Below are 18,756 nucleotides of genomic sequence, written 5' to 3'. Positions count from 1 at the left end.
CCTTTTCTAATGAGAATGACACATAATGGAATGTTTTTAGCATCCAAGTGTTACTAGGTGATCTATTAAACTGAAACCGAAGCTCTCCTTTGAAGGAGAGCTTATTTTTTTTACATAATATCCTATCTGCAATTTCTTTCATTGAATACACAAAGACATACAAACTTAAAAGGGGTTGGAGAAAATGAAAAAATGGTATATGTGGTTGGTTGCTGCATTACTGACTGTTGGGTTATTAACAGGATGTGGCACAGATAACCAAGAAGAGCCGCAAACAGAACAAGCACCGACGGAAGATACAGAAGAGCAAACGACTGGTAGTGGAGAAGCAGGGGCTTTTCCGATAACAATTACTGATGCATTTGAAAACGAGGTAACTATAGAGGAAGAGCCTGAACGAATTGTTTCTTTAATACCTAGTATTACAGAAACTGTCTTTTCAGTTGGTGCAGGAGACAAATTAGTCGGGAGAACGGATTGGTGTAATTTTCCTGAAGAGGTAACAGAAATCGAAACAGTAGGTGGAATGGATTTCGATGTGGAAAAAGTTATTTCCCTTCAACCAGATGTGGTTCTAGCTCATGCTTCAGGAGCACATAGTTCAGCAGATGGCTTAGATCAGTTAAGAAACTCTGAGATAAAGGTTGTTATTATAAATGACGCGAAGCAACTTGAAGATGTGTATAAAAGTATTAGCATGATTGGTGAAGTAACAGGTCAATCTGAAGAAGCAACTACTGTTATTGAAGATATGCAAAATAAAATAACTGAATTAACAACAAAAGCAGAAGAAATTTCAGAAGAAGATCGTAAAAATGTATGGGTTGAGGTTTCACCTGATTTATATACACCTGGTAAAGATACATTCTTAAATGAGCTACTCCAATTATTAAATGCAACAAATGTTGCAGGCGATCAAGAAGGATGGCCTCAATTTACAGAAGAGGATGTAGTAAGTCAAAACCCGGATGTAATAATTACAACATATGGCTATTATATTGAAAATCCAAGTGAAGAAGTAAAAAGTAGATCAGCTTGGAAAGATGTAAATGCAGTGGTTAATGATCGAATTTATGATGTAGAAAATGATACGGTAACACGTTCGGGTCCTCGCCTTGCGGAAGGAATGGAACAACTTGCAAAATTTATTTACCCAGATGTCTTTGAAGACTAATATACTATTAGGCTACATTGTATGCCTAGCATTTTTATTTATTTCTGTAGTAGTAGGGATAGCGGTAGGTAGTGTTCAGATCCCTTTTCTTGAAGTGATTACAATTATAGGAAAAGAGTGGGTGGGTCTACCTTTAGCTAGAGAAATTGATGTGATGTATGTAAACATTGTGATGGAAATCCGCTTTCCACGCGTTTTATTAGCCATGTTTGTTGGAGGTGCCCTTGCATTAGCAGGGGCTGCTTTCCAAGGTTTTTTAAAAAATCCATTAGCTGATCCTTATACACTCGGAGTATCCTCAGGTTCGGCAGTCGGTGCCGTGGCAGTTATGTTTTTTGGTATTGCTATCCCTTTTCTAGGGCCCTATACATTACCCGTAATAAGTATCGGTGCGGGATTTTTTACATTATTTCTAGTGATATTTTTTGCACGGGCTCTTAATCGTTCGATGGCTGCACACACCGTTATATTAGTAGGTATTATCCTTAGTTCCTTTTTAGGATCATTTATTTCTCTAATGATTGCTTTAACAGGTGAAGAATTAAGACAAATCATTGGTTGGTTAATGGGAAGTGTCTCGATGAGAGGTTGGAGCTATGTTTATTTAATTGCTCCGTTTTTCTTCGCAGGATTTTTAATTTTACTTTTTAATGCTAAAGAATTAAATGCATTAGCTTTTGGAGAAGAAACAGCTAAGCATCTCGGTGTAAATATTCAAGCTCGTAAAATAATGATTTTATTTGGAGCGGCTTTGTTAACTGGATCAGCTGTAGCAGTATCTGGGGCAATTGGTTTTGTCGGTTTAGTCATTCCTCACTTAACAAGGTTAATTTGGGGGCCGGATCATCGTCATCTCTTACCGCTGTCTGTTTTAATCGGTGGAGGTTTTCTTGTGCTTACAGATTTAGTTGCTCGTACATTAATTGCGCCAACCGAATTGCCTATTGGAGTCATAACGGCTCTCGTTGGCGGCCCAGTATTTGCAATCATCTTAATTCGACAACGTCATAGATTATAATCTGTATGGATGGGAGTGAACACGATGTTACAAGTGAATGACATTTGCGGTGGATATGGTAATGTCAATATAATTAAGAACGTTTCATTCTCTGTTTCTAAAGGAGAAATCTTTGGAATCCTTGGTCCAAACGGTAGTGGGAAAACGACGTTATTAAAGATGGTTAGTGGATTGATACCTTTACAATCAGGTGAAATCATTCTTGAAGATAAAAATATATTAGCCTATGGCTCAAAGGAATTAGCGAGACAGATGGCTGTGTTACCTCAACAATCAGATACATCTTTTTCTTACACAGTTGAAGAGGTTGTTCAGTTAGGGCGTTACCCGCATCAAAAAAGCTGGTTTCAAGTTGAAAATAAAAAAGACAAGCAAATTGTCAAAGAGGCGATGAAATTAACAGGAGTATATCAATTTAAAGACAAACCTCTTCATTCATTAAGTGGAGGTGAGAGACAGCGTGTTATGCTGGCTCGTGCTTTAGCACAAGAACCGAAAATACTGCTTCTTGATGAACCTACTAATCATCTCGACATCTCATACCAAATGAGTCTGCTGGACTCATTGAAACAGTGGTCTAGAGAAAAAGGTTTAACCGTTATTGCGATTTTACATGACTTAAATATGGCAAGTCTATATTGTGATCGACTATTACTTCTTGATGAAGGGACAGTTAGTGCACTAGACCGTCCAGCACATGTAATGAATGAAAAAAGGTTGCAAGAAGTGTATAAAGCCAAAGTGGGTAGAAAAGAACACCCATCTGTTCCAAGTCCACTTATTACACTTCAGCCAAAGCAATGGTTATCAACCGAGCGTTCGCTCATCGATCGATTGAAAGTTGAAAGAAAACATGAATATATATATATATCGAGTCCTACTCCACTCAAAACCTATTCTTCTGCTGTCATTGGTTCAGGGTTTGGATGGAACTCAACATTTATTAACCGTCATGTTCATAAAGATTATAACTGTGATTGTGCCGAAAGTGAGTACAAACAATACTTAAGTAATTTAGGAATTGATTATGAAGGCGCTGTCGGAATGATGACCGCAGCTATATTGGAAGATGGGTCTTATAAGACGTATTCGACAGATGAATTCACTGTTTTCGTTGTTGTAACTGCTGGTGTTTCTAATGCAGTTGATGCCTCAATGGCGTATTTGCAAGAGAATGCTTTGCAAACAGTTGGGACGATTAATACGTGGATATTCATAGAAGGTCACTTATCTGATGCAGCTTTCGTTCAGGCGGTGATGACATCAACAGAAGCTAAAGCAAAAGCACTGTTTGATCAGAATATTAAAGATCCCCATACAAAAACACTTGCGACAGGAACGTCTACTGACAGTATTATGGTTGCTGCTTCACAAACAGGGAACGAACAGCCTTATGCAGGAACCATTACACCATTAGGAAAGACGATTGCAAGAGCTGTTTATGAAGCAACCTATGAGGCCGTTCATAGGAACAAAGAAAGAAGGAGAGTTCAATGAGCTTTGTCATGTACCATTTAATTGCACTTTCCTTAGCTGTATTGATTGATCGAATAATAGGAGATCCTCGAAATATTCCACACCCAGTTGTCGGGATAGGGAAGATGATCTCTTTTTTTGAACGTAAGCTAAACGGTGGAGGGAAGAAAAGAGTAAAGGGTTTGTTCTTCTTACTTATCATTATATCAATCGTATTCATTACTACAGTTGTTCCAGTTATCTTAGCGTACTTCATCCACCCTTGGATTGGTGTAGTCATAGAAGCGATTATTATTTCATTTGCGATTGCCCAGCGCAGCTTAAAAGAAGCTGCAGTGGAAGTGTTAACTCCGCTAGAAGAAGGTAATATTCAACAAGCGCGATTAAAGTTATCTTATATTGTTGGAAGAGATACTGAAAACCTCCCCGAGTCTGAGATCATTCGTGGAACTGTTGAAACCGTAGCTGAAAATACAAGTGATGGAGTAACTGCGCCCCTTTTCTTCGCCTTAATCGGTGGAGCACCACTTGCGATGCTCTATAGAGCTGTCAATACGTGCGATTCTATGGTTGGTTATAAAAATGAAAAGTATATTGATTTTGGATGGGCTTCAGCCAAGTTCGATGATGTATTAAACTATATTCCGAGTAGGTTAACAGGAATACTTATGATTTTGTGTAGCCGCAGCTTCGCCAATCAGAGAAAATGGCAATGCTTTCGAATTCTATGTAAAGATGCGAAAAAACATCCAAGTCCAAACAGCGGGTGGGGTGAAGCCGCTGTTGCTAGTTTGCTAGGGATACAACTAGGTGGACAAAATCAATATAAAGGTATGATCTCAAACCGTGCAAAAATGGGTATTTCAACGATGCCCATTTCTTCTTTACATATAAAGCAAGCGATTCAAATCATGCATAACACAGTTGTTTCTTTTGTGTTTACACTTTGGTTGATTGGAGGTGTTTTTTATGGTGTTACCTAATCATGGGGCAAACCCACAATACTTTGTAAATGCGCTAGGTTTACAATTGAAAGAAAATTCGATTGACTTTAGTGAAAATGTAAATCCATTAGGTGTGCCTAAAGCTGTGCTGCAACAATGGGTGAAGTATGGACAAACCATCCATACGTATCCTGACCCATATGCCTCTAAATTACGAGAAAAATTAGCTTTGCAAAATAACTTATCTATTGACCATTTATTAATTGGTAATGGTGCAGCGGAACTTATTTTATTAATTGCAAACTATTTCCGAAAAAAGAAAATACTTGTCGTAGAGCCGACGTTTTCAGAATATCGAGATGCCTGTCTTGCCTACGAATGTGAAGTTATAAGGTTTCAACTCTTTCAAGATGAGAACTGGAATCCCAATGTTGAAGGTCTGTTTGAAGCAATGACAGAAATTGATGCGATGTTTTTATGCCAGCCGAATAATCCTACGGGAACTCTGTTAGATCAGAGTATTTTACTAAGTTTAATCCAAAGGGCCAATGAAAATGATGTAACTGTCATTATTGATGAAGCATTTTATGATTTTAATGATGAGAAAATAAGTATTCTGCCTTACATAAATGATTTTCAAAACGTAATTTTATTAAGGTCATTAACGAAAATGTATGCGATCCCTTCGCTTAGATTAGGTTATTTGATTTCGGATAGTGAAATAGTGAATAAACTTAAAAAATTTCAGCAACCTTGGAGTGTTAATGGTATTGCACAACAAGTTGGGCTTGAATGTATAGGTGATGAACAGCACACCATTCGAACAAGATCATTTATTAGGTCAGAGAGAAAATGGCTGTTCCATGTTTTATCACAACTAGGCTATGAAGTGTCGCCATCTGTGGTCAACTTTTATCTACTAAAACCTAAAGGATCAAATGACGATTTAAAGCCGCTCATTACTTTTTTGATTGAAAATGGAATCATCCCTCGTCACACCTATAATTTCTTAGGGCTTGAAGGAAAGTATATTCGTTTAGCGATTAAAACACGGGCTGAAAATGACATGCTGGTAAATGTGTTAGAAAGGTGGGCTCAGCAATGATCATTTTTATTACTGGAGGCGTACGAAGCGGTAAGAGCACATTTGCCCTGCAAGTGGCAGAAAGTAATGTAGGTAAGAGCGGTGTTATTCATTATATTGCAACGAGTACACGAAGTGATAGTGAAATGGATGAACGTGTTGACAGGCATATTGAAGAACGTCAACTCCGAAATAAAAACTACGTTACTCATGAAAGAAGCACTCATATTGATGAGTTGATGGTTCATTTTAAAAAGGGTGATGCTGTCATTTTAGATTGTTTGACAGGGCTGGTTACAGCAGAGTTTTTTAGTAGTATTGAACAAGGACTAGAGCTGTGGAAAGAACCTTTCTTTCAACAACAATTACTTGAGCGTCTTTCAAATACTTTTGTAGAAATTAAACAAAGTGGAATACCGTTTATAGTTGTAACGAATGAATTATTTGAAGATATGATCCCGAACGATGAAAGTACAATTGCTTATATGAAGGTAATGGGAAGCGTCCATCAAAAACTTGTAACCCTATGTACTCAAGCATATTTAGTTGAAGCTGGGATTCCGATAGTAAAAAAGGATGTGGGAGTCAGATGAAAGGTGTTATGCTCCAAGGAACAGGGTCAGATGTTGGCAAAAGTGTTCTAGTTACGGCCATTTGTCGAATACTGGCTCGTAAGAATAGAAAAGTAACTCCTTTTAAGTCACAAAATATGTCTAATAATTCTTATGTAACGATTGACGGTAAAGAAATTGGAAGAGCTCAAGGAGTTCAAGCAGAAGCTGCCAAAACGGAAGCTAGTGTTTATATGAACCCTATATTATTAAAACCGCGCAGCACGATGGATTCTGAAGTCGTTTTGTTTGGTGAGGTGTATACTACTTATTCCGGACGAAGCTATCGTGAACACTTTTATCAAAATGGAATTCAAGCGATCCAACAAGCATTGACAGAGCTTGCTGCAGATTATAAATATGTAGTCATTGAAGGAGCGGGCAGCCCTGTTGAAGTTAACCTCAATGATCGTGAGCTTGTCAATATGAAGGTGGCCCAGTTAGCAGATGTACCCGTCATTTTAATTGCTGATATTGAAAGAGGCGGTGTTTTTGCTAGTGTTGTTGGCACGCTTCAGCTTTTATCTGAAGAAGATAGAAAGCGCGTTCAAGGAATTATTATTAATAAGTTCCGTGGTGATATTAGTTTATTTACCGACGGTGTTTCGTGGCTTGAAGAATATACAGGAGTTAAAGTTGTAGGGGTCATTCCTTATTATGATCATATTTCAATTGAAGGAGAGGACTCCCTTTCGATCTATAATAGTCTCATTAAAGAGAGGAAGCGGAATGACCATGGTTTAGATATTGTTGTATTGGCTTTGCCTTATGTTTCAAACTATACGGACCTTGAACCACTGGCAGCTGAAAGTGACGTGTATTTACGTTTCGTAAAAGATAAAAGTGAGTTTGGCCAACCTGATGCCGTTATTATACCAGGGACAAAAAGCACCTTTCATGACTTAAAGTATCTAAAAGAGAATGGCCTTGATCATGTATTAGTTAACTATACTGAAAGTGGTGGAACAGTCGTTGGGTTGTGCGGGGGTTACCAAATGCTTGGTGAACGGTTAATTGATGAAGCGGGCACGGATACAAATCAAGTAGGTAATGAAATGCATGGTCTAGAGATTGCCCCTTTAGTAACGTTTTTTAATGAGAAAAAAATTACGATACGGTCGATAGGAAAACTAGCAGCTGATCATTGGAACTGTAAAAAAGAAATTTCAGGCTACGAAATCCACTTAGGAAGAACAATGGCGACAGCAGATAATCCTGATCCATTTCTCATGGTAGGCGATCGACCAGAAGGAATTTGTATGAATGGTGGAAAAGTGATTGGTACGTATTTTCATCATTTATTCCATAATGATGAATGGCGTGCTGCGTGGCTTAATAAGTTGCGTGTTAATCGGGGAATACCACAACGTGAAGTGGTCGATTTGCTAGAATTGAGAGACAAAGGTTATGAAAATCTAGCTGATCATGTAGAAAATTATCTTGATGTGGAATACATCATTAATACGATAGAAGGATGGAAGGAGAATGGATAAGGAGCGGAAATTTTTCCTGCTTGACGGTCTTATCTTAGCCTTACAACTATTGACCACTATCCCCATAAGAAAGCAAGTCGCTTGGACACCCCAAACCGCTTCACTGTCTGTTGTACTGTATCCTTTTATCGGCTTAATTTTAGGTAGTATTGTGATGTTTATCTCGGTTTTATTTATTGATGTACTTGTTCTTCCCGCAACCGTTAGCAGCTTTCTTCTTTTATTGCTCATAGTTTCCTTAACGGGAGGACTTCATCTTGATGGTTGGATGGATGTGAGTGATGGATTTTTTTCACGACAGGATCAAGAACGGAAACTAGAGATTATGAAAGATTCAAGAGTTGGAGCTTTTGCTGTCATTTCTTTATTCTTTTTACTAGCAGGTAAGTACATTTTTATTTATCAAGTAATAGAAAGTACTGAATCCTATTGGCTTTACTTTTTATTCATCCCATTTCTTTCTCGATGGATGATGACAAGTTCTTTGTTAGTAGGAAGACCCGCTCGAAAAGATGGGATGGCTTACTCAGTTCAACAAAGTGTACACTCACAGACTAAGTTAAGTTTGCTCATATGGGCGCCGTTACTCTTAATCAATATCTACCTTTTCTTCCCGAACTTTTTTGTAGCTGCTCTTTTACTGAAAGGTGTAGCGATTATCATTTTAGTAGTTAGTTTTTCGTTTTTTAATAAACAGTTCGGAGGAATAACAGGAGATACACTAGGAACATTAGTTGAAGGAGGGGAGTGGATCCTATGGCTTTCCGCTTGGCTGTTACTCTTTTACGGCATAGCATAACAGACTATAACGAACAGAAACGATATTTAGGTTGGACAGATCTTCCTATTAATACTAGAGGTCAGCAATTACTCTCAGGACTTAAGGACAAGTGCCTATATATCCCCGGTGATGTTATTTACTCAAGTGACTTAACAAGGTGTCTAACTACTGCTGAAATCCTTTACCCTAACGTTCCTATCATCAAAGATAAAAATTTAAGAGAAATAAACTTTGGAGATTGGGAAGGGAAAACCTACGAGGAAATTAAAGACGAACCTTTGTATAGAAGGTGGCTTGATGATCTAAATAACACTATACCGCCGAATGGAGAAGCTTTTTTAAGCTTTCAAAGTAGAGTAATCAACAGCTGGAACAAAATAATAAACGATGCAATAGAACAAAAAAGGGAGCATATAATTGTCGTCAGTCATGGTGGGCCAATTCGCTTCATTCTTTCACAAATGACATCTGAAAATAAGAGCTTTTGGGAATGGAATATAGAATATGGTCAAGGGTATACACTGACTACAGAAATCGAGCGGTTGAGGAGAGGAGAACAGTGGAATTTATTACAGGTGGCGCCTTTCATGGCAAAAGAAACTGGGTGTATTCAAATTACAAAATAGACCATGTGGATGAGTTTGTTTGTTATAATGGGTATGAAAAAAATGTTACCATTCAAGAACTTTATGATCTTCCCAATCGACAATTATGTGTCATTACTGGAATGGAGATGATCCTAAAACGCTTACTACAAGAAGGGAAAGGCAGAAATGATTTTAACCAACTATTAAGTCGATGGATAGAATGGGAACAGTTACGAACAGATCGAAAGTTAGTACTAGTCGGATGTGATATTGGGAAAGGGATAGTACCTATTGCAAGGGAAGATCGACAGTGGCGTGATTTAGTGGGTTGGTCTTATCAAGACATCGTAAAACAGTCCAATAAAGTCTATCGCATTTGGTATGGAATTTCAGAACAATTAAAATAATGGGGGAATGTTTGATGCGTTTGTATACACGTACGGGAGATGAAGGAAAGACGAGTGTTGTAGGTGGCAGGTTAACAAAAGATGATACGAGAGTCATTGCTTATGGGACTACTGACGAAGTAAATTGTTTTGTTGGTCAGGCGATCACTCAACTAGACCCAGAAGTTTTTGAAGATATCATTAATGAGCTTGTAAAAATTCAACATGAATTATTTGATTGTGGTGGAGATTTAGCAATGCTTAAAGCTACTGAGGCACGACCATTTAAAGCGAAGGAAGATATGGTTCTGTTTCTAGAACAACGTATCGATGAATATATTAAGGAAGCTCCAGAACTAGAGCGGTTTATTCTACCGGGTGGTTCTCCTGCGGCAGCAACTATTCATGTTTGCCGAACAGTTACTAGACGTGCAGAGCGTTATGTTTCTCGCCTGCAACGCGAATCTGAAACAAATCCAATTGTTTTAAAATATTTAAATCGTCTATCGGATTATTTCTTCGCGATTGCTCGAGTGGTTAATCACCGATTAGGTGTAAAAGATGTAGAGTATGAACGAAGTGCAATCGTCTTCCGTGAAGGAAAGCGAACAAAATAAAGTGTGCGAAACACGTCGAAAATTGACGTGTTTTTTTCTTAGAAAATTTTGAAAAAAACGAAACATTTTAGTGGTAAAATACGTCTTATAGATAGAAGAAAATTTATTTTATTTTTTTGTTCATTTCCATAATTATCCTACATACATTAACGTTGGGAATGTTACAAAAGGGGGAGTAAGGTTGAAAAGATACTGGGTCTATTTTGTTGTTTTATTTAGTTTTTGTTTCTTTTTTACTTCATTTGCATTTGCAGAAGAAAAAAGTTCGAGGAACCATGGACTAGTTGAAAGTGAAGTAAAGTATTATAAAAAGCCAATAAAATGGGAAGTTGCATTAATTGACGAGCGAACCAATGAACACGAAACGGTTGTGTTAAATGACTTTGGTTATATTCCTGATTTGGATGAATTAGATGAGATTGCTTTGGCGCAATTTGCTGCCAAATTAGCTCGAACAATCGACCAGCCGATGCGCAACCCAACAATTGATCTGAATGGTAATATTATATCAGGACAAAACCAAGTCATCTTATCAGAAAAAGAACTAGTCACAAAAATTCAACAGTTAGACTACAGGGATCGAGAAGTTATTCTTCCGATCTATGAAAAGGAACCCAACGTTTCTGAAGAGCAGTTAGCTAATATATTAGATGTTTCCATCGGATCTTTTTCTACTCACTTTAATCCAAGTGTGGAAGGTCGTTCCATAAATATAAAATTATCAGCCGAAGCCATCCAGCATCATGTATTAGGTCCAGGTGATCAGTTTTCATTTAATAATGTTGTAGGTCAACGAACGGTTGAAAGAGGTTATCGAGAAGCAAAAGAAATAGTTAATGAGGAATTTGTTATGGGGATCGGTGGAGGAATCTGTCAAACTTCCTCAACGTTATTTAATGCCATTGATGCTGCTGGATTAGAAGTCATCGAGAGGTATACTCATTCTAGAGAAATCGGTTATGTTCCCGCAAATAGAGATGCAACTGTTTCATGGGGTGGACCTGATTTTGTTTTTAGTAATCCTTACAATTTTCCAGTCCTATTAAAAACGAATGTCTCTTTAAGTTCTGGCAAAATAACAGTTGAAGTTTTCTCCTCGCAAAATAAAGAACAGTTAATTGCTTCGATACAATAAAGAAGTGACTAAAAAGGAAATAGAAAAGAAGCTATCTAAGCAATTAGACTCTCGATAAGGTGAGAGTACTAAGGTGTTGGTTAGCTTCTTTTTGTGTGCTGTAAGATTTAGTTGGAGTTGGTAACGTTAAACTTAATTTCTCATACTTAATTAGCAAGCTGAACTTTTCCAAACCGAATAACATTTCCACTACTTTCTAATACTAAAGACAAATCTATAGTTAGTAAAGCTAGGAGAAGTGGCTATGTTTTTAAAATGGTTAACAAGACAAATGCATAGTAGTCAAAAGCAGCAGGAAACCATTACGTCTGTATTAAATACATTCCAAAAGTCTACGGATTTTAGTATGTATGAACACCAAACTAGCGAAGTTCCATATAAGGTCATGTTTTTTTCCACGCTAGTCGATCCAGACCGCCTGCACAAGGATGTGCTTCCTTATATTAATAAGTACATTACTGATGGGTTAGAAGTACTTAAAGATAAATTACCTATTGAAGAGGTAACAATTACAAATGACGTAAGAGAAATAAAAAATAAAGTCTTACAAGGATATATCCTCGTTCAACTTTTGGCAGATAAGAATAAATGTATGCTTATTGAAGCGAGTGTTAACTTTGAACGAGATGTAGGCATGCCAGAAGTTGAATTTACGGTTACCGGTCCACAAGAATCATTTATCGAGTCTTTAGATACAAATATTAATTTAATTCGTAAACGGTTACCTTTGCCAAATCTTCAAATAAAAGAGCTTGAAGTAGGAAAAATAACAAAAACGAAAGTAGCTGTTCTTTTCATAGAAGGAATTGCAGATCAAGAAAATGTAAAAACAATGATGCAACGGCTAGAAGATATTGAATTTGATCAAATCCTTGATAGTTCGATGCTAAATCAAATGGTATCAGATAGTACACTATCTATTTTTCCGCAGTATGTTAATACAGAAAGACCAGATCGGGTTTCTGGTGCACTAACCGAAGGAAAAGTAGTTGTGATGAGTGATAATTCTCCTGAAGCTTTTTTCGGTCCAACGACACTCGTAGAATTTTTCTCTTCGCTTGAAGATTATTACTTACCTTGGCATATTGCTTCATTTGTGAGAATTCTTCGCTTTTTTGCAGTAACATTCTCTATACTTGCTGCTCCTGTGTATATTGCAGTCATAACTTTTCATTATGAACTGATCCCGAAAGATTTGCTGGCAACAATTATTTCGTCTCGCAGTAATATACCGTTCCCACCGATCGTTGAAGCATTATTTTTAGAGTTTACGATTGAACTTTTACGCGAAGCAGGGGCCAGACTACCGACAAAAGTAGGTCAAACGATAGGTATTGTTGGTGGAATTGTAATTGGACAAGCATCAGTAGAAGCAGGGTTGACGAGTAACATTTTACTAATCATTGTCGCCTTATCTGCACTAGCATCTTTTACAACCCCCGTATATCAAATGGGTAACACGATAAGAATTATACGCTTTCCCATAATGATCTTTGCTGCATTTTTGGGCGGGGTGGGCATAGTGATTTGTATACTTTTTACGGCAGCACATTTAATTCGCTTGACTTCTTTGGGCAGGCCATATTTAGAACCTATATACCCAGTTCGATTTAGAGATTGGAAAGACGCGTTTTTCAGATTACCGTTTACTTTCTTTTCTTCACGTCCAGTTATGATGAGGCCAAAAGACACGAAACGATTTAATGCTTCTAGAGTAAAGGAAACAAAAGATATAGACGAATAACATTGTATTCAGAAAAAGGAGGTGAAGTAGATGAATCCCCCAAAAGTAAAAGAAAATGTTCAAGTTTCTTCTTATTTAGTATTTTTTATGATCCATGCGATGCAAGTTGGTGTTGGGATTTTAGGTTATCAACGGATCGTTGTTAAAACGGCTGGATTTGACGGGTGGATTGCAGTAATCATAGCAGGAATTGTTGTCCATCTACTAATTTGGATGCTCTATAAAATATTAAATAATAGTGGCGGTGATGTTGTCTACGTTCACCAACAGTTATTTGGTAAGTGGATTGGAGGCTTTTTAAGTGTTCTCTTAATTATTTACTTTTTAGGTCTAGCTATAGTTGTACTGCGTACGTATATTGAAGTCATCCAAGTATGGATGTTCGCTGAAGTTCCAACATGGTTTTTTACTACAATTGCAGTATTGTTACTTTGGTATTTAATAAGTGGTGGATTTCGCGCTGTCGTAGGGATGGCTGTTATCAGTGTTTTTATTCCAATACCGTTATTTCTTTTGTTAATCTTACCCCTTGAGTTTGCCAATATCATTAATTTATTACCAATTTGGAGACATTCTGTTGGAGAGATGTTAATTGGTGCAAAAGATACAACCTTATCCTTCTTAGGATTTGAATTGTTATTACTGTTTTACCCATTTTTGAAGAATAGTAAAGACTCACAAAGATGGGCTCAACTCGGAGCACTTTATACGACATTTATTTATTCGATCTTAATGGTTATTAGCTTAGTCTTTTATAGTGAGGAACAATTAAACCGAACGATCTGGGCCACATTAACTTTATATAAAATTGTTGAGCTCCCATTTATTGAACGATTTGAATACATTAGTATATCGTTATGGATGATTATTGTCGCACCTAATATTGCATTAGCCATATGGGCTGTAACAAGAGGATGTAAACGAATTTTCAATGTTCAGCAAAAGAAAATATTACTACCCGTTCTACTATTATTTGGAACAATGACAGCGATGGTAGAAGGGCGAGAAAGTGTAAATATGTTAAATGAATACTTTTCTTATATTGGATTCGGGGTTGTTGCTTTCTATATCCCCGTTTTATTCATAATCCAGCAACTTGTTATGAAAGTGAGGAAAGATCAAAATGAATCAATGTAAATGGCTCATCCTAACTTACGTAATTCTATTCGTTCTAACGGGTTGTGTAGAAACGAATATTATCGAAGAGTTGTCATTGGTTCATGGAATGGCCTACGATCAAGCAGAAGAAGATCAAGTAGAATTAACTGCAGCTTTTCCAAACTTTGTTGAACAAGGAGAAGAAAGTGCCTTGTTTTCCCAGATGTTAACAGGTATCGGTCGAACTACGAATGGGGCTATAGAACAAATAAATATGAAAAGTCAACGCCCGATTAAATTAGGTCAGTCTCGAGTATATATATTTAGTAATACGATTGCCGAAAATGGTATCGAACATCTAGCAGATGCTTTGTACCGAAATCCTGATGTTCCGAATCGTGTACAATTGGCTATTTCTGTTGGAAAGGCCAAAGATATTTTCGCTACAATCGATGAAAATGAAGATCGCGTTGGAGTATACATCCCTGATTTAATTGAGCACGTTCAACAAAGGGCAATTCCACCATCTAATTTACATCAGTTTCTTTATAGTATGTACAATGATGGCAGAGATGCCTACTTGCCGCTGATTAAGGGTGAGGATGAATTAAATGTAATTGGTACGGCGCTGTTTGATCATGATAAATATGTGACTAGTATTAATTTGCAAGAGTCTTATATGTTAAGGTATTTAACTGTGCAAGGCAGACATGGTATCCAGCAGCATTTAGTTACTCATGAAGGAGAAGATTTAGTAGTCTCTGTTGAAAATATTACATCGACATATAGAGTGAAAATGGAAAATAGAGATGGAGTTCCAACATTTATCTATCATGTTCACGTAAAAGGGGAAATTACTGACTCTTCTGAACGTATTAATATCGATGATCCTGGTTTCATAGAGGAATTGGAAAAAGAGATGGAAGAAGAAAAGGTTAAGAAGGCTGAAACATTAATTACAAAATTTAAGGAATTAAAAATTGACCCACTTGGGCTTGGTGAGCAATATCGAAGTCGAACGCGGAATTGGCAGCCAGATAAGTGGGAAGAAATGTATCAAGATATCAATGTAGAATTTAACTTTAATGTCAAAATCGTTCACTCAGGGGCAATTGAATAATCTAAAAAAAGTTGTAATAAAAATGGACAAGCCTCCATACTATAAAGATTGTCTGTGAACCTTTAAGGAAAATTAAGGAGGCAAGCATGGTAGACTATTTTAGACGAATATGGATTGCAGGAGCAGTTATCAGTTGGGTCGGTATCCTATTAATAGGACCTGCTCCTAATTATGCAAAAACAATAGAAGAAGAGTTAATCAATTCTTTAATTTGGCCAACTGAAGGTGAGATTTCCGATCATTATGGAACAAGGGGCGGACGTCATTTTGGCATCGATATTGCTGCCCCTGAAGGAACTCCAATTGTATCGATACAAGAAGGAACTGTCTCGAGGTCATACTACTCCGATACATATGGTAATGTTATTTTTGTTAAGCATGATTCGGAGCTAGAGACGATCTATGCCCATATGCATGAGCGGTATGTCAGTGAAGGAGACTTTGTAGAACAAGGACAACATATTGGTACAGTCGGAAATACAGGACGTTCATCAGGGAACCACCTGCATTTTGAAGTGCATGTCGGGGAATGGAATATTAGAAAAACGAATTCGATCGACCCATTACTCGTATTGAAGAATGAACCGAATTCATTAGTTGCTGGTATAGACGAAAAAAGTGGAGATGATGAATTCCAAGAGGTGTTATCGGCCAGATATCAACTAATTGAAGATGAGAATGAAGAAGTAGTAGTGAATGAGCATTTTACATATTCGAATAAGACAACAAAGTTTCCGATCAACAAGGATGACTCAGCAAAAGAGAGAGTAACTCTTACCGTTGAGCAAGGAGACACACTATGGAGTTTAGCGCAACAACACCAAGTTTCAGTGGATCAACTAAAGAAATGGAACGAACTTGAAAATGAGTTCATTGATGTCGAACAAACTTTAATTGTTTACACACAAGAAAATGAATTAGTTCATGTCGTTAAGGCTGGTGAAACGCTTCATAGAATAGCAAACGAATATAACGTTTCTATTGCAACGATAAGAGAACAGAATGAGTTGAAAGGGGATCTCATCTTTCCAGGTGATGTTCTACAAGTGACAGAATAAAGTTAAAGAGAAGGCAGCTTTAGTTGTAAATATTCCTTATCATATAGGAGTGACAATTAGTTTTGTAAAAGAAACGAATTGATAAGGATTACAGACTAAGCTTGCCTTCTCTCATTTAATTTACACGAAAAAAAATTATTTTTAACTTCTTCAATTGCAGAAGGAACACATCATCTAGCTTTTCAAACTCGGCGGTTACGATAGGTATTATCATCTGTAGCGCTTTCCACACATCTATCCCCTTTTGAACACAAATTACTTGATCAATTGTAAGTAGAGAAAGCAGGCCCTCTTTACTCATAGCATCTGAAACTTCTTATTTTAAGAATAAGTTCATAAAGTAAAGTGAGGAGGGAGATTATGAGAGCGTACACTGTTCAAAAAGGGGATACGATTAGAAAAGTAGCTGTTAAGTATGGTATTAGACCTTTTGATTTGATTTTGTTTAACCGACAAATTCTTAATGAAAATTCCTATATCTTTCCTGGAGAAGTGTTAGACATACCGGAAATCACTAAAGAGTTAAAATTACGAAACTCACCTTTTCAGTGTTTATGTGAATACGGCCCTACCGATTTAGATCGGGACGTTAAGTCATTACAAGAAAATTACCACGATTATATTTCTACTCATTTTCTTTCAATAAATACAATAGGTCAATCGGTTTTGTCGCATCCTTTGTATAGTTTTAAAATTGGGAACGGAAAAAAGGAAATCTTTTATTCTGGCGGATGGCATGCGAATGAATGGTTAACGAGTAAATTCTTAATGACGTTCATTGAAGAACTGCTTCATCACTATAAGAATAAGAAAAGGTGGCATGGGTATGAGCTCGAAAAGCTCTTTCACGAAGTTACCTTATATATAGTTCCACTTGTGAATCCAGATGGTGTTGAATTAGTTCAGCAAGGTATTTATCCTAACCATCCAATGTATAAAGACGTACTGACAATTAATAAAGGTTCTATAGAATTTGATCATTGGTCAAGTAATATTAGGGGAGTAGACTTAAATCATCAATGGCCAGCTGGTTGGGAGATAGAAGCAGATGAGAGTCCTCAACAACCTTGGCCTCGGCATTATAGCGGGACTGCACCATTAACAGAACCTGAAGCTAGAGCAGTTTATGACTTTACACGTTCTCATAACTTCTCCCACGTGTTAGCTTTCCATTCCCAAGGTCAAGTTATTTACTGGGGTTACCGAGGATATGAACCCGAAGAAAGTAAAGAAATGGTCGAACGACTCTCACTAGTGAGTTCATACGTTCCTGTTCACACTGCTGAGAGTGACGGGGGATATAAGGACTGGTTTATTCAAGAAACAGGGCGGCCGGGTTTCACGATTGAGGTTGGAGTAGGCACGAATCCACTTCCGCTTTCATCTTTTTCTGAGATATGGTCCAATAATGTGTTGTTAGCTTTAGAGGGACTCATCTTATAAAACTCATTGGCTACACCTTAAGCAGAACCAAGAAATGTTAATAATTGTTGCTAATTCTTTATATTATCGGTACAATTTATTCATATTCACTACGAAAGCGTTTCCTTAACTCTATTATAATAAAAAGTGAAGAGCATTAGATCAGGAGATATGACAGTAAAGAAGGTGGAGTCGTGGCAATACGTAAGGTGAAGCCAAAAAAGATTTATGAAATTGTCGCTGAACAATTAATGGATATGATCAAAAAAGGTGAAGTAAAGCCTGGTGAGAGGTTAGCTTCTGTTCAACAATTAGCCGAGGAGTTTAATGTTGGACGTTCGGCAATCAGAGAAGCCTTAAGTGCATTAAAAGCAATGGGATATATAGAAATGCGTCAAGGAGAAGGAACATTCGTAAAAAAAGTTGATCTTGATTTAATCGGCAGTATTATTCCGGGCGTTCAATTAATGCAACAAGAAGATATGCGAGAGCTTTTTGAAATTAGAAAAGTAATTGAAACTGGTGCAGCTTCTCTCGCAGCTCTCAATCGAACGGAAGAGGATTTAAAACAAATGGAACTGGCCCTTAACGAAATGCAACAGGCTGGAGGAGACGGTACAATTGGTGAGAAAGCAGATGTCGATTTTCATAAATCGATTGTAAGTGCAACGAAAAACGAAATGTTATCTAAACTCGTTGGTAATGTTTCAGATGTGATGCACCAATCCATGAGAGAGGCAAGAAAACTGCTTTTATATTCAGAACCACGTAAAATGGACCAATTATATGAGGAGCATTTGCGGATATATGATGCGATAAAAGAAAAAAATCAACAACGTGCTTATGAGGCAATGATGGAGCATATTGTTGGTGTTGAAAAAGGATTATTTTCAAATATAACTAAAGAGTAGTTAATGTGAAGAAGTACTGACAATAAATGTTAGTACTTCTTTATTTATTGGTTATAATTTTTAAAAAAACTTAACATTCCGTTAATAAAGTATCGGT

At 37.1% G+C, this 18,756-nt stretch carries 18 protein-coding genes; all 18 read left to right on the top strand.

The features are described 5' to 3' along the window. The first annotated feature begins 184 nt into the window (after positions 1 to 184). The 18 genes from AC2VNP_RS03535 (at position 185) to AC2VNP_RS03450 (ending at position 18,659) form a co-directional block, all read left to right on the top strand. Complete coding sequence (locus AC2VNP_RS03535) at positions 185 to 1,174, top strand: ABC transporter substrate-binding protein (protein ID WP_486916032.1); 990 nt, start codon at positions 185 to 187, stop codon at positions 1,172 to 1,174. Then, a complete protein-coding gene (locus tag AC2VNP_RS03530) occupies positions 1,158 to 2,192 on the top strand; it encodes a FecCD family ABC transporter permease (protein ID WP_486916031.1) in 1,035 nt (344 codons plus the stop codon). The genes AC2VNP_RS03535 and AC2VNP_RS03530 overlap by 17 nt, the downstream gene beginning before the upstream one ends. 24 nt (positions 2,193 to 2,216) lie before the next feature. Continuing rightward, positions 2,217 to 3,689 carry a heme ABC transporter ATP-binding protein gene (locus AC2VNP_RS03525; RefSeq protein WP_486916030.1) on the top strand — a complete coding sequence of 491 codons (1,473 nt, stop codon included), beginning with the start codon at positions 2,217 to 2,219 and terminating at the stop codon, positions 3,687 to 3,689. Beyond that, positions 3,686 to 4,651, top strand: a complete 966-nt coding sequence (cbiB, locus tag AC2VNP_RS03520; protein ID WP_486916029.1) for an adenosylcobinamide-phosphate synthase CbiB — start codon at positions 3,686 to 3,688, stop codon at positions 4,649 to 4,651. The genes AC2VNP_RS03525 and cbiB overlap by 4 nt, the downstream gene beginning before the upstream one ends. After that, complete coding sequence (gene cobD, locus AC2VNP_RS03515; protein ID WP_486916028.1) at positions 4,638 to 5,717, top strand: threonine-phosphate decarboxylase CobD; 1,080 nt, start codon at positions 4,638 to 4,640, stop codon at positions 5,715 to 5,717. The genes cbiB and cobD overlap by 14 nt, the downstream gene beginning before the upstream one ends. Then, entirely contained in the window at positions 5,714 to 6,289 is a 576-nt protein-coding gene (locus tag AC2VNP_RS03510; RefSeq protein WP_486916027.1) for a bifunctional adenosylcobinamide kinase/adenosylcobinamide-phosphate guanylyltransferase, read from the top strand. The genes cobD and AC2VNP_RS03510 overlap by 4 nt, the downstream gene beginning before the upstream one ends. Continuing rightward, positions 6,286 to 7,800 (top strand): cobyric acid synthase, encoded by a 1,515-nt coding sequence (locus AC2VNP_RS03505; protein WP_486916026.1) that lies wholly within the window; start codon positions 6,286 to 6,288, stop codon positions 7,798 to 7,800. Before AC2VNP_RS03510 ends, AC2VNP_RS03505 begins: the two co-directional genes overlap by 4 nt. After that, positions 7,793 to 8,599, top strand: a complete 807-nt coding sequence (cobS, locus tag AC2VNP_RS03500) for an adenosylcobinamide-GDP ribazoletransferase (RefSeq protein WP_486916025.1) — start codon at positions 7,793 to 7,795, stop codon at positions 8,597 to 8,599. The genes AC2VNP_RS03505 and cobS overlap by 8 nt, the downstream gene beginning before the upstream one ends. Next, the gene (locus tag AC2VNP_RS03495) at positions 8,557 to 9,207 is read left to right on the top strand and encodes a histidine phosphatase family protein (protein ID WP_486916024.1); all 651 of its coding nucleotides are present in this window, start codon (positions 8,557 to 8,559) and stop codon (positions 9,205 to 9,207) included. The genes cobS and AC2VNP_RS03495 overlap by 43 nt, the downstream gene beginning before the upstream one ends. Beyond that, positions 9,141 to 9,575, top strand: coding sequence for a bifunctional adenosylcobinamide kinase/adenosylcobinamide-phosphate guanylyltransferase (locus AC2VNP_RS03490; RefSeq protein WP_486916023.1), 435 nt, complete (start codon positions 9,141 to 9,143; stop codon positions 9,573 to 9,575). The genes AC2VNP_RS03495 and AC2VNP_RS03490 overlap by 67 nt, the downstream gene beginning before the upstream one ends. Positions 9,576 to 9,589: 14 nt before the next feature. Further along, entirely contained in the window at positions 9,590 to 10,171 is a 582-nt protein-coding gene (locus AC2VNP_RS03485; RefSeq protein WP_486916022.1) for a cob(I)yrinic acid a,c-diamide adenosyltransferase, read from the top strand. A gap of 181 nt (positions 10,172 to 10,352) precedes the next feature. Next, on the top strand, positions 10,353 to 11,306 hold the full coding sequence (locus AC2VNP_RS03480) for a VanW family protein (RefSeq protein WP_486916021.1): 954 nt from the start codon (positions 10,353 to 10,355) through the stop codon (positions 11,304 to 11,306). A 244-nt stretch (positions 11,307 to 11,550) separates the two neighbouring features. After that, positions 11,551 to 13,050 (top strand): spore germination protein, encoded by a 1,500-nt coding sequence (locus AC2VNP_RS03475; RefSeq protein ID WP_486916020.1) that lies wholly within the window; start codon positions 11,551 to 11,553, stop codon positions 13,048 to 13,050. A 30-nt stretch (positions 13,051 to 13,080) separates the two neighbouring features. Further along, the gene (locus AC2VNP_RS03470) at positions 13,081 to 14,187 is read left to right on the top strand and encodes a GerAB/ArcD/ProY family transporter (RefSeq protein ID WP_486916019.1); all 1,107 of its coding nucleotides are present in this window, start codon (positions 13,081 to 13,083) and stop codon (positions 14,185 to 14,187) included. After that, positions 14,174 to 15,268: a Ger(x)C family spore germination protein gene (locus AC2VNP_RS03465; protein WP_486916018.1), complete on the top strand. Its 1,095-nt coding sequence runs from the start codon at positions 14,174 to 14,176 to the stop codon at positions 15,266 to 15,268. Before AC2VNP_RS03470 ends, AC2VNP_RS03465 begins: the two co-directional genes overlap by 14 nt. Positions 15,269 to 15,354: 86 nt before the next feature. Beyond that, positions 15,355 to 16,326, top strand: coding sequence for a peptidoglycan DD-metalloendopeptidase family protein (locus AC2VNP_RS03460; protein ID WP_486916017.1), 972 nt, complete (start codon positions 15,355 to 15,357; stop codon positions 16,324 to 16,326). 360 nt (positions 16,327 to 16,686) lie between these two features. After that, entirely contained in the window at positions 16,687 to 17,769 is a 1,083-nt protein-coding gene (locus AC2VNP_RS03455) for a M14 family metallopeptidase (RefSeq protein ID WP_486916016.1), read from the top strand. Between the two features lie 173 nt (positions 17,770 to 17,942). After that, positions 17,943 to 18,659, top strand: coding sequence for a FadR/GntR family transcriptional regulator (locus tag AC2VNP_RS03450; RefSeq protein ID WP_486916015.1), 717 nt, complete (start codon positions 17,943 to 17,945; stop codon positions 18,657 to 18,659). The last annotated feature ends 97 nt before the right edge of the window (positions 18,660 to 18,756 follow it).

The sequence above is a fragment of the Alkalihalobacterium sp. TH-98 genome (genome assembly GCF_057473385.1).
Note: the sequence above shows the minus strand (reverse complement) of the source record. Positions and strands in the feature narration are given on the sequence as shown.